Origin of the sequence: Mycobacterium sp. 1164966.3 (assembly GCF_001665395.1) — a bacterium.
Taxonomy (GTDB): Bacteria; Actinomycetota; Actinomycetes; order Mycobacteriales; family Mycobacteriaceae; genus Mycobacterium.
The window spans coordinates 1-21,287 of sequence record NZ_LZSG01000046.1 but is presented as its reverse complement, the minus strand read 5'-3'; the positions used below and the strand labels follow the sequence as shown (position 1 = coordinate 21,287).

Below are 21,287 nucleotides of genomic sequence, written 5' to 3'. Positions count from 1 at the left end.
TGATCGGACCCTACTTTCCGGCTGATATGGATGCAATTGCGGCGACGGTTTCTTCAGCGCTCGCGTCTTGATGTGCGGCTTCTCCCAGCATCGTGACGACGCCGGTGACCACAGGTTTTCCTTCTGCATCTGTGATTTCACTGCGAATTTCAGCGAGCACCGTACCGTGTGACTCGATCACCGAGTCCAGGTAGGTGTCGAAGTAAAGCCTATCGTGCGCCAGGATCGGCCGGTGGAAGCGCAATTTCTGGTCGCGGTGGAACACCCTGGCGATATTGATCGGGATCTTGAACTTGGTGAAGATCTCCAGCTGCACCCGTCGTCCGGCAATCGCGGCAAAAGTCAGTGGCGCCACCAGCGCGGGATACCCCGCTTCGGCGGCGGCTGCCTCGTCGTAGTGCGCCGGGTGGTCGTCTTTGACGGCAGCCGCGAACTCCCGGATTTTCTCGCGCCCGACCTCGAAGTAGTCCGGTGCCCGGTAGTTGCTGCCGATGAGTCCCTGCGCTCCCTCGGGAACTGTCATGCCCTTGCCGCTCTCTGCTCTACAAATTAGGTGGTCAGCGGCGCAGCTTATCAGTGGCGATCGCAAGCGCGGCGGCGCCGGGCGCAGCGGGTCGCCACCTTTTGGTTCAGTGGCGATCGCAAGCGCGGCGGCGCCGGGCGCAGCGGGTCGCCACCATTTGGCTAGCGTGATTGCCGCCGTGACGCCAAAGCCGCCAGCGCGCCGCCGGCCGCGCCCAGCGCCAGGGCCGACGGAACACCGATCTTCGCCGCCTTGCGGGCGGTCCGGAAGTCGCGGATCTCCCATCCCCGTTCGCGGGCCAGGTTACGCAGGCGGGTGTCGGGGTTGATCACGACCGCGGTCCCCACCAGCGAGAGCATCGGTACGTCGTTGAAGCTGTCGGAGTACGCCGTGCAGCGTTTCAGGTTGAGGCCCTCGCGGATCGCCAGCGACCGCACCGCATGGGCTTTTCCGGTGCCGTGCAGCATTTCGCCCACCAACCTGCCGGTGAACACCCCGTCGACCGACTCGGCGACGGTACCCAGCGCGCCGGTCAGGCCGAGCCGGCGCGCGATTGTCACCGCGAGCTCATAGGGCGTTGCGGTGATCAACCAGACCTGTTGGCCGGCGTCGAGGTGCATCTGCGTGAGCTCGCGAGTGCCGGGCCAGATCTTGTCGGCGATTCTGTCGTCGTAGATCTCCTCGCCCAGCGCAACCAGCTCCGCGACGGGCCGGCCTTCGATGAAGGTGAGCGCTTTACGGCGGCCGGCGGCGGCGTCGTTGCTGAACTCCTTGCCGAGTATCTGGTACTTGGCCTGCGCGTAGACGAAACCGATCACGTCGCGGTAGGTGAAGTAGTTGCGTGCGGCCAGCCCGCGGGCGAAATGCGCCAGCGACGAGCCCTGCACCAGGGTGTTGTCCACGTCGAAGAAGGCGGCGGCGGTCAGGTCGACCGGCGGCTGCGGACGAGCCTCTTCCGGAGCGGTCTCCAGGTCGCGCAGCGCACGCTCGGCGCTCGCGTTGTGGGCGAGCGACGCCAGATCGACGTCCTGAACGTTTTCCGCGCCGGCTGAATGAGCGCCCGAATCAGAGGAAGTCATCGCCAAACCTCCTAAAACGCGTGCCCGCCCGGTGGCCGCTGTGGTGATCGCTATCAACCCTATCTGGCCTATCCGGCGCCCGCCGCGACCGTCAGGACGTTAGACGGCTAGTTGGTGTGGGCGGGGGCATCCGCGGCCCGCAGCCGGGCCAAGGACTCGCGCATCATCGCTTCGCCGCGAGTCCAGTGCCGGCGTGCCTCGGTGTGCGCGGCCGCGTCGCGCCCCGGCGGCGATGCGGGCAAAGCCGTTGCGAGAGAATCGATTTCATTGACCACGCGGTGGGCGTGACGGCGAGACTCGGCCAGTGCCACGAGCCTAGCCAAAATCGAAAATCCCACCTGGACCTCGGCGGCGCCGCGGTGCCACAGCTGCCGCGCGGCGGTGTAGCCCGATCTGTCGCTGTCGTAGCGGGTGCGCAGCATGCCGGCGACTTGATCGTCGAGTTCGGCCAGTCGCCTTCGCAGGTCGTCGGGATCGACGCGCGGATTCATCTCGGCAGCCACAGCGGCAACGTAGCGGCCACCAGGCGGCGCCACAATTCAGTTGAGAGACTGGTAACCATGACCCGACCGCAGGTGCAGCTGCTGACCCGCGACGGCTGCACGATTTGCCAGCGGGTACGCCGGCGGCTGGACGAATTGGCCGCCGAGCTGGGCTTCGAGCTGTCGGTCACCGACGTGGACGCCGCGGCTTCCGCGGGCGATCCCGGGTTGCGGGCAGAGTTCGGTGACCGGCTGCCGGTGATCCTGCTGGACGGCCGCGAGCACAGCTACTGGGAGATCGACGAGCCGCGGCTGCGTGCCGATCTCGCCCGATGAATGGACACCGGCCGACATTTGGTAGCCCAGCTCGTAAACCATTACCGTAGACACCAGTTCTGCTGGAGCTAAGCAAGGGAGCTGGCCAGGTGATGCTGCCGTGAGCATCTTGCTCTTCGGGGTTTCGCACCGCAGTGCGCCGGTCCCGGTCCTGGAACAACTCAGCGTCGACGAATCCGATCAGGTCAAGATCGTCGACCGGGTGCTGCAGTCACCGCTGGTCACCGAGGCGATGGTGTTGTCAACATGCAACCGGGTCGAGGTCTACGCGGTGGTGGAAGCGTTCCACGCCGGGTTGTCGGTGATCGGCCAGGTGCTGTCCGAACACTCCGGCATGTCGATGGGCGACCTCACCAAATACGCCTACGTCCGCTACAGCGAGGCTGCCGTCGAGCATCTGTTCGCGGTGTCCAGTGGCCTGGACTCCGCCGTGGTCGGCGAGCAGCAGGTGCTTGGTCAGGTGCGCCGCGCCTATGCCGCCGCCGAGGCCAACCGCACCGTCGGCCGGGTGCTGCACGAGCTGGCCCAGCGCGCGTTGTCGGTGGGCAAGCGGGTGCACTCGGAAACCGCGATCGACGCCGCCGGCGCTTCGGTGGTGTCGGTTGCGCTCGGCATGGCCGAGCGCAGGCTGGGCGGGCTGGACGGCAAGACCGCCGTCGTGATCGGCGCCGGTGCGATGGGCGCACTGTCGGCGGCCCATCTGACCCGGGCCGGGATCGGGCGCATCCAGGTGCTCAACCGGTCGCACTCGCGGGCGCAGCGGCTGGTTCGCAAGATCCGCGAATCTCATGTATCGGCCGAGGCGCTGGCCCTGGACCGGCTGCCGCACGCGCTGGCCGATGCCGACGTGGTGGTCAGCTGTACCGGCGCACTGAGCCCCGTGGTTTCGCTGGCCGATGTGCATCATGCCCTCGCTGCCGCGCGCCGTGACGAGACGGCGCATCCACTGGTGATATGCGACCTTGGGATGCCGCGCGACGTCGATCCGGCGGTGGCCGGACTGCCCGGCGTCTGGGTCGTCGACGTGGACCGCGTGCAACGCGAACCGTCGGCCCATGCCGCGGCCGCCGATGTCGACGCCGCACGGCACATCGTGGCCGCCGAGGTCGCCGCTTACCTGGCGGGCCAGCGGATGGCCGAGGTCACGCCCACGGTCACCGCGCTGCGCCAGCGGGCCGCTGATGTGGTCGAGGCGGAGTTGTTGCGCCTGGACAACCGCCTGCCCGGGCTGGAAAGCGACGAGCGCGAAGAGGTGGCCCGCACGGTGCGGCGGGTGGTGGACAAGCTGCTGCACGCACCCACGGTGCGGATCAAGCAGCTGGCCCGCGCCCCCGGCGGCGACAGCTACGCCGAGGCGCTGCGCGAACTTTTCGAACTGGACCAGACAGCAGTCGACGCCGTCGCGACGGCCGGTGAATTACCGGTTGTAGCAAGCGGATTCGACGCAACCAGCCACCCGCGCGGCGCGCAGAAGTCCGCCGAGTAGCGATTGGCGCACGTGATCCGGATCGGCACCCGGGGCAGCCTGCTGGCCACCACCCAGGCCGCCGTCGTCAGGGACGCCCTGATCGCCAACGGCCACGCTGCGGAGTTGGTGACCATCAGCACCGTCGGGGACCGGTCGTCGGCGCCCATCGAAAATCTCGGCGTAGGTGTCTTCACCACCGCGCTGCGGGAAGCCATGCACGAGGGCCGGGTGGAGGCGGCGGTGCACTCGCACAAGGATTTGCCAACTGCCGAGGACCCTAGGTTCACCATCGCCGCAATACCGCCGCGCAACGACCCACGCGACGCTCTGGTGGCCCGCGACGGGCTGACGCTGGGGGAGTTGCCGGTGGGCTCGCTGGTGGGTACCTCGTCGCCGCGGCGGGCCGCACAGCTTAGAGCATTGGGTCTCGGTTTGGAAATCCGCCCCCTAAGAGGCAACCTAGATACCAGGTTGAACAGGGTAAGCAGTGGTGATCTTGACGCCATCGTGGTAGCCCGGGCCGGTCTGGCCCGGTTGGGCCGCCTCGGTGATGTCACCGAGACGCTAGAGCCGGTGCAAATGTTGCCAGCACCGGCTCAAGGCGCGCTCGCGGTCGAGTGCCGCGCCGGGGATCATCGGCTCGCGGCAGTGCTGGCGGAGTTGGACGACGCCGACACGCGCGCGGCGGTCACTGCCGAGCGTGCCTTGCTCGCCGAATTGGAGGCCGGCTGCTCCGCACCGGTGGGCGCGATCGCCGAAGTGGTCGAGTCCATCGATGAGGAAGGCCACGTCTTCGACGAGCTGTCGCTGCGCGGCTGCGTAGCGGCGCTGGACGGATCCGACGTGATCCGCGCGTCCGGCATCGGCAGTTCTGATCGGGCCCGGGAGCTGGGGCTCTCGGTCGCCGCGGAACTGTTCGAGCTGGGCGCCCGGGAGCTGATGGGTCAGGCGCGGCAAGACCGCGCGCGCGGAAGTTAAACGAGACTCTGGAAAGAGTTAGAAAGACGACGTGGGAGCGACAATGATGACGCGAGGGCGTAAGCCGAGACCGGGCCGCATCACGTTCGTGGGCTCGGGTCCCGGTGACCCAGGCCTGCTGACCACGCGGGCCGCCACCGTGCTGGCGAATGCTGCCCTGGTGTTCACCGACCCCGACGTGCCCGAGCCGATACTGGCGGTGGTCGGCAAGGACCTACCGCCGGTGTCCGGTCCGGCGCCGGCGGACCCGCCTGGCAACGCCGACGAAAAGCAGCCCGCTGACGTCGCCCCGCCGGTGCCGGGCGCACCGGACATCCGGCCGGCCCTGGGCGATCCCGCCGAGGTCGCCAAGACGCTGACCGCCGAGGCCCGTACCGGTGCTGACGTGGTGCGGCTGGTGGCGGGTGACCCGCTTTCGGTGGATGCGGTCATCACCGAGGTGACCGCCGTCGCGCGCGCCCACATGCACATCGAGATCATCCCGGGCCTGGCCTCCACCAGCGCCGTCCCGACGTACGCGGGGCTGCCGCTGGGCTCGTCGCACACCGTTGCCGACGTGCGCGGTGAAGTGGACTGGGACGCTTTGGCCGCCGCCCCCGGGCCGCTGATCCTGCAGGCCACCGCGTCGCACCTGGCCGACGCCGCCCGCACCCTGATCGACCACGAGCTGGCCGAGACCACGCCGTGCGTGGTGACCGCGCACGGCACCACCTGCCAGCAACGATCGGTCGAGACAACGCTGCTGGGACTGACCGACCCGGCCGTACTGAGCGGCACTGACGCCGGGGTTTCTTCCGCAACCGGCGGCGACCCGCAGAGCGGGACCCTGGTGGTGACCATCGGCAAGACGGTGGCCAGCCGCGCGAAGCTGAACTGGTGGGAGAGCCGCGCACTGTACGGCTGGACGGTGCTGGTGCCACGCACCAAGGACCAGGCCGGCGAGATGAGCGAGCGGCTGACGTCCTACGGCGCACTGCCCATCGAGGTGCCGACCATCGCCGTGGAGCCACCGCGCAGTCCCGCGCAGATGGAGCGCGCGGTCAAGGGCCTGGTCGACGGTCGTTTCCAATGGGTGGTGTTCACCTCCACCAACGCGGTGCGCGCGGTGTGGGAGAAGTTCGGCGAATTCGGTCTGGACGCCCGCGCGTTCTCCGGGGTGAAGATCGCCTGTGTGGGTGAGTCGACGGCCGACCGGGTCCGGGCGTTCGGGATCAGCCCCGAGCTGGTGCCCGCCGGCGAGCAGTCCTCGATCGGCCTGCTTGACGAATTCCCGCCCTACGACAGCATTTTCGACCCGGTGAACCGGGTGTTGTTGCCGCGCGCCGACATTGCCACTGAGACGCTGGCCGAGGGTCTGCGCGAGCGGGGCTGGGAGATCGAGGACGTCACCGCCTACCGGACGGTGCGCGCCGCGCCCCCGCCGGCAACCACCCGCGAAATGATCAAGACGGGCGGGTTCGACGCGGTGTGCTTCACGTCGAGTTCCACGGTGCGCAACCTGGTCGGCATCGCGGGCAAGCCGCATGCGCGGACGATCATCGCCTGCATCGGCCCCAAGACCGCCGAGACCGCCGCCGAGTTCGGACTGCGCGTCGACGTGCAGCCCGATACCGCCGCGGTGGGTCCGCTGGTGGACGCACTGGCCGAACATGCCGCCCGATTGCGCGCCGAGGGTGCGCTGCCGCCGCCCCGCAAGAAGAGCCGCAGGCGGTAATGGTCGCTGGACGGGCGAGCGTGCGTGTTTGTACGCCGACACGCCGTCAGGGCGGGCATTCTGCGCACGCTCGCGGCCGCGAATGACCGTGTACCCGAGACAGCGTCCGCGCCGGCTGCGCTACACCCCGGCGATGCGTCGCCTGGTGGCTCAAACCTCCTTGGAGCCAAGGCATTTGGTGTTGCCGATGTTTGTCGCCGACATCGACGAGCCGCGACCGATCGCTTCGATGCCGGGAGTATTGCAGCACACTCGCGATTCGCTGCGCAGCGCCGCCGCTGACGCTGTCGGCGCCGGCGTCGGGGGGCTGATGCTGTTCGGTGTGCCCCGCGAGGAGCACAAGGACGCGACCGGCTCGGCCGGCACCGACCCCGACGGCATCCTCAACGTCGCGCTTCGCGACCTGAGCAAGGATCTCGGCGATGCCACCGTGTTGATGGCCGACACCTGCCTGGATGAGTTCACCGACCACGGGCACTGCGGCGTGCTGGACGAATCGGGCCGGGTCGATAACGACGTCACAGTGGCCCGCTACGTGGAATTGGCTGTGGCGCAAGCGGAATCGGGTGCTCAGGTGGTCGGGCCGAGCGGAATGATGGACGGTCAGGTGGGCGCGATCCGGGACGGGCTGGACGCGGCCGGCTACAGCGATGTGGTGATCTTGGCCTACGCCGCCAAGTTCGCCTCGGCGTTCTACGGCCCGTTCCGCGAGGCGGTGAACTCCAGCCTGTCCGGCGACCGGCGGACCTATCAGCAGGAGCCGGGTAACGTTCGCGAGGCGCTGCGCGAGATCGAACTGGACCTCGACGAGGGGGCCGACATCGTGATGATCAAGCCGGCGCTGGGATATTTGGACATAGTCGCCGCAGCGGCCGGCATGTCCCGGGTGCCGGTGGCCGCCTATCAAGTCTCGGGGGAGTACGCGATGATTTGTGCTGCGGCCGCGAACAACTGGATCGACGAGCGCGCCGCCGCGCTGGAATCGCTGACCAGCATCCGGCGCGCCGGGGCGGACATCGTGCTCACGTACTGGGCCGCCGACGCGGCGGGTTGGCTTTCCTGACAGGTCCCCCGGCGAGTAACAATCACGGGATGGGGTTTCTCAGATGACATCGACATCAGGCAACAACGTCAGGGACCCCAAGCCGTTGTTCTACGAATCCGGCGCCAGCTGGTGGTGGCTGCTGGCAGGCCCGGCCTGCGCGGCGTCGCTGATCCTGGTGGAGATATCCAGCCATGCCAAAATCAGCCTGCTGATCCCGGCCATTTTCCTGGTGATGGTGTCGCTGTTCGTGGGATTGCAGGTGCTGGCGGCGCGGATCCACACCTCGGTCGAGTTGACCCAGGACGCCCTGCGACAGGGCACCGAAACCATCCTGATCTCCGAGATCGTCAGGATCTTCCCGGAGCCCGAGAACTCCGTGGCGTCGGGCAAAGACCTGGCGAAGTGGCAGACAGCACGGACCCTCGGTGAACTGGCCGGAGTACCGCGAGGACGGGTGGGCATCGGACTCAAGCTGACCGGGGGCCGCATCGCGCAAGCTTGGGCGCGCCGCCATCGTCAGCTGCGGGCGGCGCTGACTCCCCTGGTGCAGGAGCGGGTCGGTCCTGAGGTCGACCCAATTGCTGACGTCGATGACGTCACCGACATCGACGAGGAAAACGATTCGTGGCCACCACGGTGATGCTTCGCTTCCGGGCGATTCTGGCAATCGGCCTGGCCTGCGCTGCGGCCGCCGGCGCCGCAATGACTTGGTTGCACGCGCGGCACACGGTGACTGTCGCGCCCATCACCGACGGGCAGCCGGTCACCACCTCGTTGGTCTACAACCCACAGCTGCTGTTGTTGACGATGTTGTTGGCGATCATCGCAGGGGTGCTGGTCGTGCTCGGGGTGGCCGGGCTGTGGCGCGGCAGGGGGTGACTAAGCGGTCTTCCTGATAAGCGAGAGCACCATCTGACGGCGCCGCTGGATGGTCTCGGCCACGTTGTGCAGCGCCTCGTGCACCGAGCGCGTGATCGGGAACATTGCGCGGGCCTCGTCCCCTAACGTCTCGATGACCGCGGGGCTGGCAACCAGCATCCACTCCACCCCGGCGGCGCGCCACTCGTCGTCGAGCATGCACAGCAACCCGATCCCGACCGGCGCAAAGTTGCCCATCTCGCCGAGGTCGAGCACCACCGGGTCGGCTTCCAGGGCAAAACGCCGAACGTGCGCCTTGACCTGATCAACGTTGACGACATCGATCTCGCCCCGGACGGTCACCACCGTCGCCAGGTGGCGACTGTAAGCCCGAACTTGGGCGCCACCGCAATCAATGGTGGAGTTCTCCCGTCGAGTGATCACGGCAGTCATGTGCAGCCCCGTTCCCTGTCCCGTTCCGCGGTGCGGCTCGCTCAGCGCTGACCAAACCTGCCTATACGTTCCTCGCAAAACCTAAGGAGACCGACAGTCACGTCTAACCTTTTGCTAAAGAAGTGACTCTTGGGGCGCTTGCGGAAAGCAAAACCACGTTTTGCCGCGGTGCCGTCACGGCCTGCGGCCGTCGCGCTGTTAGGCTGCTTGGGCTGCCGGTTGCCGGCTGGGGGTCTGCCCCATCTGCCTCCGATCTGCCTGGTGGGGCCCCGGATCGGCCTGTGACAGGCCTTGAGACGCGGCGGGGCCGCCCGGTCAGCCAACCAGAAAGCGAACCGACAAGCCGAGTCCAGACGGAAAGAACAGCGTGCGTACCGGAGATACCAAGGGCGAGATCAAGGCCCTGACAGGACTCCGCATCGTCGCCTCGGTATGGGTGGTGCTGTTTCACTTCCGGCCGATGGTGTCCGACGTGTCGCCCGACCTGCGCGAGAACCTGGCGCCGGTGCTCAACTGCGGCGCACAAGGCGTCGACCTCTTCTTCATCCTCAGCGGCTTCGTGCTGACCTACAACTACCTCGACCGCATGGGCCGGCGGTGGTCGTTACGCGGCACCGTGCATTTCCTGTGGCTGCGGCTGGCCCGGGTGTGGCCGGTCTACCTGGTTACCTTGCACCTGGCCGCCGCGTGGTTCATCCTCACCCTGCACGTCGGTCATACCCCGTCACCCGACATCGGCCGGCTCACCGCGATCAGCTACGTGCGTCAGGTGCTGTTGGTCCAACTCTGGTTTCAGCCGTTCTTCGACCTCTCCAGCTGGGACGGTCCGGCCTGGTCGATCAGTGCGGAATGGCTGGCCTACTTGCTGTTCGGTGTGCTGGTGCTGGTGATCTTCCGGATCCAGCACGCGACCAGGGCGCGGGGGCTGATGCTGCTGGCCTTCGCGGCGTCGCTGCCTCCGGTGCTGCTGCTGCTGTCCAGCGGTGTGTTCTACACGCCGTGGAGCTGGTTGCCGCGAATCGTGACGCAGTTCGCCGCGGGTGCGCTGGCCTGCGCCGCGGTGCGCCGATTGCGGCCCACCGATCGGGGCCGCCGCATCGCCGGATACCTGTCGTTGGCCCTGGTCGTGGCGATCGTCGGGATCCTCTACTTCCTGCAGGCTCACCCGATCACCGGGGTTTACGACAGCGGCGGGGTGGTCGACCTGCTGTTCGTTCCGCTGGTGATCACGCTGGCGATCGGCGTGGGCAGCCTGCCGAGGCTATTGTCGACGCGCTTCATGGTCTACGGCGGCGAGATCTCGTTCTGCCTCTACATGGTGCACGAGCTGGTGCATACCTCCTGGACCTGGGCGGTGGTGAACTTCCAGCTGCGGCCATGGCAGACCGACAACCCGTGGCGGTGGAACATCTTCGGCCTGCTCGCGATCGCCGTCGTGCTGTCGATCCTGCTGTACCACTCGGTCGAAGAGCCCGCCCGCCGGTGGATGCGCAGGATGGTCGACGCCCCGTCCACCCCCGCGGGTCACAACCCGGACGCGCCGACGGTCGTCGAGCCCGAAGAGCCCTCCGATGCCGAGCTGGACGAGCTCGAGGCCGAGACGAACGAGGCGCTGGAAGCGGTTCCGGCGCGCGCGGTGTGACGTCATGAGCCGACTCACGGCGTTAGTCATGGGTTTGACGGTGCTGGCCGGTCTGGTCCTGGAGAGCACGGCACACCCGGTGCGGACCTTTCAGACGATGAGCCTGGATTTCCGGCTGAACCACGTCGCAGTCGTCGGCGACTCCTATACGACCGGCACCGACGAGGGCGGCCAGGGCCGCAAGTCGTGGACGGCCTGTGCCTGGCGGATGTTGGGGCAGCGGGGCGTTCGGATAGCGGCCGACGTGGCAGCCGAGGGCAGGGCCGGCTACGGCGTGCCTGGCGACCAGGGCAGCGTTTTCGAGGATCTGACTGCCCGGGCGGTCAAGCCCAGCGACGCGTTGGTGGTGTTCTTCGGCTCCCGCAACGACCAGGGCGTCGATCCCCGGGTGCTGGGCGAAAGGGCCCGCAGCACATTCGATCTGGCGCGCCGCTTTGCGCCGTCGGCGAGATTCCTGGTGATCGGGCCACCGTGGCCAACCGCTGACGTACCCGTAGCCGTCCTGCAGATCCGCGACGTGCTGTTCAGTGCGGCTCGCGAGGCGGGGGCGGCCTGGACCGACCCGATCTTCGAACGCTGGTTCGTCGACATGCCCGGCCTGATCGGTCCCGACGGCGTGCACCCCAACGATGCGGGCCACCAGTACCTGGCCGACAGGATCGCACCGCTCATCGACGCGCAGCTGCGTAGGTGAGCGGGCGCACGGCGTCGAGACTGCGCTAGGGGCGTGGTTTCGCTTCTGCGTCGCACGCTGGACGCAGGATCGATGCCCTCATCGCAGACTCGATGTTTAGCGCACGCTCGCGTTTCCGGCGGTCGGCTTCGAAAGAGTCAGTCGTCGGCGTGGCGCTCGTAGTCCCAGCGCTCGAGGCGGGCCTGCAGTTCAACCAGACCGATCCCGGCGATTGGCGCCGCCGCTGAAATACAGACCAGCAAGAGCGTCATCTCAAACCTCCAACAAACCTCTCATCTCGTACGACGCGCAACTTCGCCATGAGGTTCACCCGTCTCTCACGGCGCGGTCGGCCAACGCGCCGATAACAGGTGCCAGTAGTTGCGCGTATTGAGTTGTGACGTGGTTGTCGTCGCGGAACACCAGGGTGTTGCCGACGATCACCGGGCAGCGGTCGGCAGTGCAGAACAGATCGGTGAGATCCGCGTAATGCCCGCCGGCGGTGGTGGTCGCCGTCTGTTCCGCAGCGATCCCGTCGCCGTTGACGGCGGCCGAACGCGCAGCCGCGCACGCGGCGGCGTCGTCGAGGTGAGCGGACAGGCAGGTTGGTACCGAGCCCTGCGGATCGGCGACCGGCCCGAGCACCAGAACGGTGGCGCCCAGGCTGCGCAGTTCGGCCACCGTGCGGTTCAAGCTGTCGCTCCAGGCCGGGTCGTAGGCCGCGAAGCCGAAATCCCTGCGGTAGCGCCGGCTCATGCTCAGCACCACCAGTCGCGGGTGTTCGGCCGTCAATCGGGCCATGATCTGGCCGCGCCACTGTTCGCATTCGGTGTACTCGCGGCCCAGGTAGGGGCTGACGATGTGCAGGTCCTGCATCGGGCAGGTCACCTTGGTCATCGTCTCCAGGCGCCAGTGCCGCTGTTCGGCGAGCTGCTGGAGGGCCGGGTCCCACATGGCGGCGTGCGAGTCGCCGATCAGTGCCACCGTCGCCGGCGAGGCGGTGTCACCCGTCGCGCATTCGTTTTGTCCGACGTCACGCCACGAACGCAGGCATCCGTTGACGAATACGGCGGCCTTGTCGGACGGCGCGCGGTCGAGCGACGGTTCCAGGTTCGACGGGACGGCCCGCAACCCGGCCGCGGCCGAAAGCGCTTGGCGGGCTTGCGCGAAAGCGCTTCGGACCGCTGCCTCCTCCGGGCTGACGGGTGCGACGGCGTGCGGGTCGGCGGTCGGGGCAAGTGCCGTGATGCTGGCCGCCGCGGCCGCAGGTCCGCGCCCCACCGGCACCGGCACCACCGCCAGCAGCAGCACGCACGCGCACGCCGCGGTCGCGCTGGCCGCTGCGGCCACCGCCAGACTGGCCCGGGCCGACCGGCGCAGGGCGGCGGCGTAGCGGCCGGGGTTCTCCACCAGATGCATGGTGAGCACCGCCAGCCCGGCGGAGATGACGATCGCGGTCAGCCGGACCGGCAGGTTGGCGGGCGTGCCCAGCAGCGGCGGCATCAGCAGCAGCACCGGCCAGTGCCACAGATACCACGAGTACGACACCCTTCCGACGGCCCGCATCGACGGCTTGCACAGCAGGCGGCCGACGCCCATGCCGCCGGTGACACAACCGCCGCCGATGAGCAGCGCGGTGCCCAGCGCCGGCAGCAGCGCCGCCACACCGGGAAACGGCGTGTTCCGGCCCAGCTGGGTACAGGTCAACAGGATCAGCGCCAGGCCACCCCATCCGATGACTGCGGCGGACAGCAGCGGCAGCCGGCGCCACTGCCGGATCGTGAGGGCCACCAGGCCGCCCGCGGCCAGCTCCCAGGCGCGGGTGGGCAGCGAAAAGAACGCCCAGGACGGCGCGGTGCGGGTCCAAAGCATCGCCGCCGCCAGCGACGTCACGGCGATCAGCCCGAGGACCAGGGCGTACGGCGCCTTCTCCCGGCCAAAGCGGCGGGCAAGCCAGGCGGTACCGAGGATCAGCGCCGGCCACACCAGGTAGAACTGTTCCTCCACGCCCAGCGACCAATAGTGCAAAAAGGGCGACGGCAGGCCCGAGCCCAGGTAATCTCTGCCCTGCGCCGCGAACCGGTAGTTGCCGACATACAGGGCGCTGGCGATGCCGTCCATCAACACGCTGCGCGCCTGCAACGGCGGCAGTACCGCGGCGGCGGTGACCGCCGTGACGACGCCCACCGTGGCCGCGGCGGGCAGCAGGCGGCGGGCCCGCGCGGCGTAGAAGCGGCCCAGCCGCACGGTGTCGGTGCTGGTCACCTCACGCCAGAGCAGCCCGGTGATCAGGAAGCCGGAGATGACGAAGAAGACGTCGACGCCGATGTAGCCGCCGGGTACGCCGGGAATGCCGACGTGGTACATGACGACGGCCACCACGGCGACGGCGCGTAAGCCTTCGATGTCCGGACGGAAAGCGCCGCGTTCCCGGCGGGACTCCGCGGTGCGGGGTCGTCGGGTGCTCGCTGCCTGTTGGACCGTCATTGCCTTAGCCTTATGTCGCCATCCAGGTCAGCTCGGCGGGCAACTGTCCGCGCCAGTAGTCCACGTCGTGTCCGCCCACCGAAAAACTGCCCGCCGGAGGCTTTTTCAGTTGGTTGACGAAGGCACGCGTGGCCGGGTAGAAGCGGTCGAACGTGCCGCAGTCCAACCGCAGCGGAATCGAGTTCAGCGCCGCAAGGCCAGTCACGCCGTTCTGCGCCCAGTCGTCGTGGCTGTCGAACGCTCCGGGTGCGCTGGCCGCGAACGAGGTGTACAGCGCCGGGCTGATCGCGCAAATCCCCGCGGTCCGCGCGGGTCCCAGCCGCGAGCCCAGGAGCAGCGCCCCGTATCCCCCCATCGACCAGCCCATGAACGCCACCCGCGAGGTGTCCATGCCCATCGTGGACAGCATCGGCAGCAGCTCGTCGAGCACCATGGCGCCGGAATCGCCGCCCGAAGTCCTCTTGTGCCAGTAGGTATTTCCGCCGTCCACGCCCACCACGGCGAACGGCGGCTTGCCGTCCTCGACCAGTTGGGCCAGCGCGTCCTCGACGCCGATCTCGAGCATCTGGCCCGCGTTGCCGTCCTTGCCGTGCAGTGCGATCACCGGACGCAGCTTCGAGGCCTTCAGACCGCTGTGGCCGGGGGGCAGGACGATTATCCAGTTGGTCTCGACGCCGCCGCGCGCCTGCGAGACGAACGAGCCGGTGAGCCTGTTCGACTGGGTGTTGCTGCCCGCCGTTGCGGGCTCGAAGGGTGCGGGGGCCAGCGGAGAAGGCGCCGCTCGTGGCTCGAGCGGATTCAGCAGGGCGCCCAAAGTCCACACGCCGAGGGCTCCCGCGCCGGCGCCGGCGCCCATACGCAGCACCGCACGGCGGTTCAGGTCAGGCACGAGGGTCATGATGCCGCGCCGACCGGGGTACAGCGCTACTGCCACGCCGCAATTGGAAGGGCTTTGTGATATCGCGGTCACGCAGACGTGACATAGGTTGCGCGTTCGGAAGGGCGTAAGCAGCAAGGTTTTTCGTGAGTTATTGACGCGCAATGCCATTCGGCGGGGCACTACGACTACTTCGGCTGACCCAAGCGGGGGATTCAATCTGGGAGTTTTCAACCCTCGCGCTGCGGGGGGTTATCCCGCACGATGCGGGGATGAGCTTGGCATTTCACTGGTTTTTGCCGACCTACGGCGATTCACGCAACCTGGTCGCAGGCGGACACGGCACATCGATGCACGGCGACCGGCCGGCGACACTGCGGTACCTGCGCCAGATCTGTGCGGCCGCGGAGGACAACGGTTTCGAGGCCGTGCTCACACCGACGGGATTGTGGTGTGAGGACGCCTGGTTGACGACGGCGATGTTGATCGAGGCCACCGAGACACTGAAATTCCTGGTCGCATTCCGTCCCGGCCTGCTCAGCCCAACCCTGGCCGCGCAGATGGCCGGGACCTTCCAGCGGCACTCGGGCGGGAGATTGCTGCTCAACGTCGTCACCGGGGGTGAACCGCATGAGCAGCGGGCCTATGGCGATTTCCTGGACAAGCAGGCGCGCTACGCCAGGACCGCGGAGTTCTTGCAGGTGGTGCGGGAGTTGTGGACGTCGCGGAAGCCGGTGACGTTCACCGGGGATCACATCCAGGTGGAAGACGTCGTGCTGAACAACCCGCCCGACCCGGTTCCGCCGGTGTTCTTCGGCGGATCGTCGGCAGCCGCCGGGCCCGTCGCTGCGAAGTACTCCGACGTCTACCTCACCTGGGGTGAGCCGGTGCCGTCGGTCCGCGAGAAACTCGACTGGATCCGGCGTCTGGCCGGCCAGGCCGGCCGGGAGGTTCGGTTCGGCTTGCGGATCCACGTGATCGCCCGGGATACCTCCGAGCAAGCGTGGGCCGAAGCCGACCGCTTGCTGGCGGCCGTCGACCCGGCGGATGTCGAGCGGGTACAGGCCAGCCTGGCGCGCAGCGAATCGGAAGGCCAGCGTCGGATGTTGAAGTTGCACGGCGGCAGTAGCAGCCGGCTGCTGATTGCGCCCAACCTGTGGGCCGGGGTGGGACTGGTACGCGGCGGGGCGGGCACCGCCCTGGTCGGCTCGCACGCCGAGGTCGCCGAAAGGCTGGCCGAATACGCCGAACTGGGCATCGGTCACTTCATCTTGTCGGGATATCCGCACCTGGAAGAGGCCTACTGGTTCGGCGAGGGTGTGCTGCCGCTGCTGGAGCGCAAGGGACTTTGGCGTAGACCCAACCCTGCAGCGAAACCGGTTGCGGCAACGCCGTTTGCGGCTGCGTCGGCGCACTAGTCATGGCGATCACCCTGCCCGACGCCCGGGCCGCCGTCGACTGGCACGACGAAACCGGCTCGGAGCGAAGCCGGAGGCTGCGCGTCGTGGTTGCGGCGAGCCTGCTGGGCACCACCGTGGAGTGGTACGACTTTTTCCTGTATGCCACCGCGGCCGGTCTGGTGTTCAACAAGGTGTTCTTCCCCAACGCAAGTTCGTTGGTGGGCACCTTGCTGGCGTTCGCGACGTTCGCGGTCGGGTTCGTCATGCGGCCGATCGGCGGTGTGGTGTTCGGCCATATCGGGGACCGGATCGGCCGCAAGCGCAGCCTTGCGCTGACGATGCTGATCATGGGCGGAGCGACGGCGCTGATCGGAGTTCTGCCGACGGCCGCACAGATCGGGGCCTGGGCTCCGGTGCTGCTGTTGGTGCTGCGCATGCTGCAGGGCTTCGCGCTCGGCGGCGAATGGGCCGGCGCGGTGCTGCTGGCCGTCGAACACAGCCCCGGAAATCGCCGCGGCCGCTTCGGTGCGGTGCCGCAGGTCGGCCTTGCACTCGGATTGGCTTTGGGCACAGGCATATTCGCTATCTTGCAAGTCGCGCTCGGCCCGGCCCGGTTCCTGGCCTACGGCTGGCGGATCGGGTTTCTGCTGAGCCTGGCGCTGGTGGCGATCGGCATCATGGTGCGGCTACGGGTCGAAGAAACCCCGGCCTTTCGTCAATTGCGGACGCTTGAGGCAACCTCCACCGTGCCCTTTCGGGAGATCGTCCGCGAGCCGCGCTCCAGGCGTAACACCGTGCTGGGACTACTTTCTCGCTGGGCGGAGGGTTCGGCATTCAACACCTGGGGTGTCTTCGCCATCAGTTATGCGACCGGCGCCCTGGGCTTGAACCGGGTGTCGGTCCTGGTGGTCGTGACCCTCGCGGCGCTGCTAATGGCCGTGCTGCTGCCGGTCTCAGGAGCGTTGACCGACCGCTTCGGTGCGCGCCGGGTGTATCTGGTCGGCGTGGCGTGCTACGGCCTCGCGGCCTTCCCGGCGTTCGCTTTGTTCGGCACCAAAAACCTGGTCTGGTTCGCGCTGGCGATGATTCTGGTGTTCGGTGTCGTGCACGCACTGTTCTACGGCGCGCAGGGCACGCTGTACTCGGCGCTGTATCCCACCGGCACCCGCTACACGGGTTTGTCATTCGTCTACCAGTTCTCCGGCGTCTACGCCTCCGGCGTCACCCCGATGATCCTTACCGCCCTGATCGCCGCCGTCGGTGGAACACCGTGGCTGGCATGCGGGTATCTCGTTGCCACGGCAGCGGTCAGCGTGCTTGCCACCGCCCTGATTCGCGAGGAAGACCTACACTTTTGAGCGCCGAGCCTGCGCTGGCGGCGTGACTTCCGCGCTGGGCCCGGCCACTCCCGAGACGGCCGCGTCGAGCGTGTTCTCAGGGTGAGAAATCAGCCGCGAAATTCTCGCCGTCAGAACACGTTCGGCGCGGGACGCGGGTTTGGCTGAGCCCCGCCTTAAGAGACGCTTGCGTTTTCTTTGTGAAGGTTAGTATAGTGAACGCTATCGTTCTTAAACTAACGCGAGGAAGCGAGTGGGCCAATGACTGGTGACGTGGGCGTTGCAGGTTTCGAACCGTTGTACGGCGAAGCGGAGAGGACGGAGGGGCTGATCCCGTGGGACATCGGCGGGCCGCAGCCGGTGGTGCAGCAGCTGGTGGCCTTCGGTGCAATTCGCGGTGAGGTGCTGGATCCCGGGACTGGCCCCGGCTATCACGCGATTCACTATGCGTCGCAAGGCTATTCGGCGACCGGCGTGGACGGTTCGCCCACGGCTATCGCGCGGGCCAAGCGCAACGCCGAGCGGGCCGGGGTGCAGGTCGACTTCCGGGTGGCCGACGCCACCAAGCTGGACGGATTTGAGGGCCGCTTCGACACCGTGGTGGACAGCGCCTTCTATCACGTCTTGATGGACGACGAGGCCGTGCAGACTCAGTACGCGCAGGCGCTGCACCGCGCCACCAAACCCGGCGCCCGGCTGTACATGTTCGAATTCAGCCCGCACAACGTCAACGGCATCCAGTGGGTGGGCATCCCTGCCGACAACTTCGAGCGTGTCCTCGGGGCCAGCGGTTGGCGCTTGGACTACCTGGGGCCCAGCACCTATCAGGCCCGCTTCGGACCTGAGACGTTCGCCGCGATGACGGCGACCGTCGGTGCGCATCAGCGAGAGGCATTGGCGAAGATGCAACCGCTGCAGCACCAGCTTGAGGTGCTCAACCCGCTGCTCGAGGACTACCTGGTGCACATTCCGGTGTGGTCGGTGGTGGCGACCCGCCTGGACTGACATGCTTGCCCCTGTGCGGTGCAGCGTCGTCCAGGGGAGGTGACGGCTTGGGCAGCGAAACGCAACTGCGCCCAGGGTTGTCGCAACGACAGCTGAACATGATCGCGATCGGCGGAGTGATCGGCGCGGGATTGTTCGTCGGGTCCGGTGTCGTGATCCGCGATACCGGGCCGGCCGCGTTTCTGACGTACGCGATCTGCGGTCTGCTGATCATCCTGGTAATGCGGATGCTGGGCGAAATGGCCTCTGCCAACCCATCGACCGGCTCATTCGCCGACTACGCGGCACGGGCTCTGGGCGGCTGGGCAGGGTTTTCGGTCGGCTGGCTGTATTGGTACTTCTGGGTGATCGTGGTCGGCTTCGAGGCGGTCGCCGGAGGAAAGGTACTCAACTACTGGCTGCCCGCGCCGCTGTGGCTGTCGTCGCTGTGTCTGATGCTGCTGATGACCGCGACGAACCTGTTCTCGGTGTCGTCGTTCGGCGAGTTCGAATTCTGGTTCGCCGGAATCAAAGTCGCGACCATCGTCGTCTTCCTGGGCCTCGGCACGGCCTTCGCCCTTGGCTGGTGGCCGCGCAGGCACCTGGACTTCTCCAATCTGGTATCGTACGGCGGCTTCTTCCCGAAGGGCGTGTGGGCAGTCTTCGCCGCGATCGTGGTGGTGATCTTCTCGATGGTCGGGGCCGAGGTGGTGACCATCGCCGCCGCCGAAAGCCGGGATCCCGAGCAAGCGGTGCGGCGAGCCACCAACTCCGTGGTCGCTCGCATCACGATCTTTTTCGTCGGTTCGGTCTTTCTGATCGTGGTCGTGCTGCCGTGGAACTCTGTGGAAGCAGGCGCCTCGCCATATGTTGCCGCCCTCAAGCACATCGGCATTCCCGGCGCGGATCAGCTCATGAACGCGGTCGTGCTGACCGCGGTGCTGTCGTGTCTGAACTCGGGGCTGTACACCGCGTCGCGCATGCTGTTCGTGCTCGCCGAACGCGATGAAGCGCCGTCTGCGCTGGTCAAGATCAGCTCGCGCGGGGTACCGCACGTCGCCATCATGTGCTCGTCGGTGGTGGGCTTTCTGTGCGTGCTGATGGCCTGGCTGGCGCCGGACACCGTCTTCCTCTTCCTGCTCAATTCGTCCGGCGCCATCATCCTGTTCGTCTACCTGCTGATCGCGATGTCGCAAATTGTGTTGCGCCGCAAGACAGCTGACGAGAAGCTCCGGGTGAAGATGTGGTTCTTCCCGGTGCTGTCCGTCCTGACTCTGGTGGGAATCATGGCCGTCCTGGTGCAGATGGCGTTCGACCACACCGCCCGCAGTCAGCTCTGGCTCAGCCTGCTGTCCTGGGCGGTGGTCATCGGGGTGTACTTTGCCATGCGAAGCAGGCGCAAAAGCGCTGAGCCGCAGGCGAATTAGGGACAGGTCGCCGTGATCGTGAATGGCTTCTCCGGTACTCCGACAACGTTCGGCGGCCAGGGTCGATCATCGCCGGCATACCGCTGGAGGCGTGCTGACCCGGTGACTTTGTAAGTGTTGCCGTTCTTTTCCGCGCGCGACTCCTTCTTGGCGGCAAATGTCGACCACTCAGCGCCGTCGATATAGCCGAAGTTCACGCCGACGGACTGCGTGATGTCACGTTCGGCCCAGTACGCCGTGTACACCCCATCACTCGTGGCTGGACCGCCTCTAATGACGATCTGGAAATAGCCCAGATCGATCCGACAGGTGACGATCGAATTGTTGCCGGAGTTCGGCAATAGCTCGCGACCGCCGAGGACGACGCTGTTGGCCACCCTCTGGGGGGATGAAGAGGGGTGGCTCGAGCGTGCGCTTTTACGACTGGACAAGTCGGGAACCACTGCGGCGGCAGCGATCACAGCGCCGACGACCAGCACCACGCCCAAGCCCAGCAGCACTGGGTGACGATCCGACCAGCTGAACCTCGCCCCCGGAAACTCGTGGGCTACCTTCTTCGCCGACATCGGCTGCTCAGCCGAGTTGACCGCTATTCCCCGGGTGTTGAGGAATCCGACGATTTGATCGGTCTTCCAAAGGCCGACGCGGAACATCAGCGGTGGCGCGCCGGAACGGCGCCGCAGCAGCAGACGCTTGTCAGGAACCGTATTGGCTTCACCCGCGCGCAGGCGCACGAACACTGCGCGGTCGATATCCGCCAAAGGGATCACCTGCTGCCGGCCCAGCCAGTCGGTGAACACAAGATCGTTGCCGCTGCGTCCCAGGCCAGTTCGCATTACGTACATGACATACAGCGCGATCCCCGCGATGCAGACAGACACGAGGACGAGCAAGAAAACCAAGCTGTCGGCGACGTTCGTCGTGGCCTTTAGCAATGCAAGTCCTACCGGCAGAACTATCAAGACCAAAAGAAAGGCCCGCGATGGCCGCACAACGTCGGTCGGGGTGAGGTCGGTCGGTGTGACGGTGGTTTGTGAATGTTCCAGCGGAACCGCCGGCGATTGAAAGTATTCCCGACTTGCCTTGGTGGACAGCAGGCCAATGATGACGAGACCGAGAGTTCCACTGAACCAGCCCACCCCGGTCTTGAGCATCAACCCGTTGACGACCGAGGCGAAAACAGCCTGTACCAACACGGAGTAAAGCAGGAGTTTCCTGGTCTTGCCTCGAAGCGCGGCTACACCGCCCCACACCATCAGCACCCCGCATACGGCGGTTTCCAGCGCAAACAGATAGGCGACGGATGGTGTGTAAAAGGCCGGTAAGCCATGCCGGCCCCGTTTTGTCATCAAATCCGCGGCGACAATCTGGCCCAAGATAGCGAATGGCGTCCACGCCGCAATGATGAAGGCCAAAACTGCTGCGGCAGTGAGAGTTCCGGGCCGCTTCCTTCTTCTGCGGTCCGGAGGAGGCGGATCAGCGGTGGGGGGCGGGGGCGCAGCATGAGCGATCGGCACGATGGTC

General features: G+C 67.0%; 20 protein-coding genes. 13 read left to right on the top strand and 7 right to left on the bottom strand.

Annotated features, from left to right (window positions below):
• Window positions 1–10 precede the first annotated feature (10 nt).
• The 3 genes from A9W99_RS18150 to A9W99_RS18140 all read right to left on the bottom strand — a co-directional run bounded on the left by A9W99_RS18150 (window position 11) and on the right by A9W99_RS18140 (window position 2,105).
• Entirely contained in the window at window positions 11–523 is a 513-nt protein-coding gene (locus tag A9W99_RS18150) for a MaoC family dehydratase N-terminal domain-containing protein (protein WP_067381090.1), read from the bottom strand.
• A 161-nt stretch (window positions 524–684) separates the two neighbouring features.
• Window positions 685–1,602, bottom strand: a complete 918-nt coding sequence (locus A9W99_RS18145) for an HAD family phosphatase (protein WP_067381087.1) — start codon at window positions 1,600–1,602, stop codon at window positions 685–687.
• A gap of 107 nt (window positions 1,603–1,709) precedes the next feature.
• Window positions 1,710–2,105, bottom strand: coding sequence for a hypothetical protein (locus A9W99_RS18140; protein ID WP_253870014.1), 396 nt, complete (start codon window positions 2,103–2,105; stop codon window positions 1,710–1,712).
• Window positions 2,106–2,162: 57 nt separating this feature from the next.
• Between A9W99_RS18140 and A9W99_RS18135 the strand changes: the two genes are divergently transcribed.
• From A9W99_RS18135 to A9W99_RS18105, 7 genes are all read left to right on the top strand, one after another.
• Window positions 2,163–2,420 carry a glutaredoxin family protein gene (locus A9W99_RS18135; protein ID WP_067381083.1) on the top strand — a complete coding sequence of 86 codons (258 nt, stop codon included), beginning with the start codon at window positions 2,163–2,165 and terminating at the stop codon, window positions 2,418–2,420.
• A gap of 100 nt (window positions 2,421–2,520) precedes the next feature.
• Entirely contained in the window at window positions 2,521–3,906 is a 1,386-nt protein-coding gene (locus A9W99_RS18130) for a glutamyl-tRNA reductase (RefSeq protein ID WP_067381080.1), read from the top strand.
• A gap of 12 nt (window positions 3,907–3,918) precedes the next feature.
• Window positions 3,919–4,866 (top strand): hydroxymethylbilane synthase, encoded by a 948-nt coding sequence (hemC, locus tag A9W99_RS18125; RefSeq protein ID WP_067381077.1) that lies wholly within the window; start codon window positions 3,919–3,921, stop codon window positions 4,864–4,866.
• A gap of 46 nt (window positions 4,867–4,912) precedes the next feature.
• On the top strand, window positions 4,913–6,580 hold the full coding sequence (locus A9W99_RS18120) for a uroporphyrinogen-III synthase (RefSeq protein ID WP_156623173.1): 1,668 nt from the start codon (window positions 4,913–4,915) through the stop codon (window positions 6,578–6,580).
• An 82-nt stretch (window positions 6,581–6,662) separates the two neighbouring features.
• The gene (hemB, locus tag A9W99_RS18115) at window positions 6,663–7,643 is read left to right on the top strand and encodes a porphobilinogen synthase (protein WP_082930077.1); all 981 of its coding nucleotides are present in this window, start codon (window positions 6,663–6,665) and stop codon (window positions 7,641–7,643) included.
• Window positions 7,644–7,686: 43 nt separating this feature from the next.
• Complete coding sequence (locus A9W99_RS18110; protein WP_067381071.1) at window positions 7,687–8,265, top strand: DUF3093 domain-containing protein; 579 nt, start codon at window positions 7,687–7,689, stop codon at window positions 8,263–8,265.
• Window positions 8,262–8,504: a hypothetical protein gene (locus A9W99_RS18105; RefSeq protein ID WP_067381134.1), complete on the top strand. Its 243-nt coding sequence runs from the start codon at window positions 8,262–8,264 to the stop codon at window positions 8,502–8,504. The genes A9W99_RS18110 and A9W99_RS18105 overlap by 4 nt, the downstream gene beginning before the upstream one ends.
• Here A9W99_RS18105 and A9W99_RS18100 read toward each other — a convergent pair whose 3' ends face one another.
• A complete protein-coding gene (locus A9W99_RS18100; RefSeq protein ID WP_067381068.1) occupies window positions 8,505–8,936 on the bottom strand; it encodes an STAS domain-containing protein in 432 nt (143 codons plus the stop codon). It abuts the gene before it with no gap.
• 367 nt (window positions 8,937–9,303) lie between these two features.
• Between A9W99_RS18100 and A9W99_RS18095 the strand changes: the two genes are divergently transcribed.
• Window positions 9,304–10,578 carry an acyltransferase gene (locus A9W99_RS18095; protein WP_067381064.1) on the top strand — a complete coding sequence of 425 codons (1,275 nt, stop codon included), beginning with the start codon at window positions 9,304–9,306 and terminating at the stop codon, window positions 10,576–10,578.
• A 4-nt stretch (window positions 10,579–10,582) separates the two neighbouring features.
• Window positions 10,583–11,272, top strand: a complete 690-nt coding sequence (locus A9W99_RS18090; RefSeq protein WP_082930076.1) for a GDSL lipase — start codon at window positions 10,583–10,585, stop codon at window positions 11,270–11,272.
• A gap of 306 nt (window positions 11,273–11,578) precedes the next feature.
• Here A9W99_RS18090 and A9W99_RS18085 read toward each other — a convergent pair whose 3' ends face one another.
• Together A9W99_RS18085 and A9W99_RS18080 are read right to left on the bottom strand one after the other, a co-directional pair.
• Window positions 11,579–13,738: an acyltransferase family protein gene (locus A9W99_RS18085; RefSeq protein WP_067381058.1), complete on the bottom strand. Its 2,160-nt coding sequence runs from the start codon at window positions 13,736–13,738 to the stop codon at window positions 11,579–11,581.
• Window positions 13,739–13,748: 10 nt separating this feature from the next.
• Window positions 13,749–14,636 (bottom strand): esterase family protein, encoded by an 888-nt coding sequence (locus A9W99_RS18080; RefSeq protein ID WP_067381131.1) that lies wholly within the window; start codon window positions 14,634–14,636, stop codon window positions 13,749–13,751.
• Window positions 14,637–14,887: 251 nt separating this feature from the next.
• Between A9W99_RS18080 and A9W99_RS18075 the strand changes: the two genes are divergently transcribed.
• The 4 genes from A9W99_RS18075 (at window position 14,888) to A9W99_RS18060 (ending at window position 19,763) form a co-directional block, all read left to right on the top strand.
• The gene (locus A9W99_RS18075) at window positions 14,888–16,033 is read left to right on the top strand and encodes an LLM class flavin-dependent oxidoreductase (protein ID WP_067381053.1); all 1,146 of its coding nucleotides are present in this window, start codon (window positions 14,888–14,890) and stop codon (window positions 16,031–16,033) included.
• 2 nt (window positions 16,034–16,035) lie between these two features.
• Complete coding sequence (locus tag A9W99_RS18070; RefSeq protein WP_067381050.1) at window positions 16,036–17,373, top strand: MFS transporter; 1,338 nt, start codon at window positions 16,036–16,038, stop codon at window positions 17,371–17,373.
• Between the two features lie 240 nt (window positions 17,374–17,613).
• Window positions 17,614–18,357: a class I SAM-dependent methyltransferase gene (locus A9W99_RS18065; RefSeq protein WP_156623169.1), complete on the top strand. Its 744-nt coding sequence runs from the start codon at window positions 17,614–17,616 to the stop codon at window positions 18,355–18,357.
• A gap of 47 nt (window positions 18,358–18,404) precedes the next feature.
• Complete coding sequence (locus tag A9W99_RS18060) at window positions 18,405–19,763, top strand: amino acid permease (RefSeq protein ID WP_082930075.1); 1,359 nt, start codon at window positions 18,405–18,407, stop codon at window positions 19,761–19,763.
• On the opposite strand, the gene A9W99_RS18055 is transcribed toward A9W99_RS18060, so the two are convergent.
• The coding region (locus A9W99_RS18055; protein WP_216639739.1) for a lipoprotein LpqH at window positions 19,760–21,287 on the bottom strand (1,528 nt) is incomplete at its 5' end. The two genes, A9W99_RS18060 and A9W99_RS18055, sit on opposite strands and share 4 nt — an antisense overlap.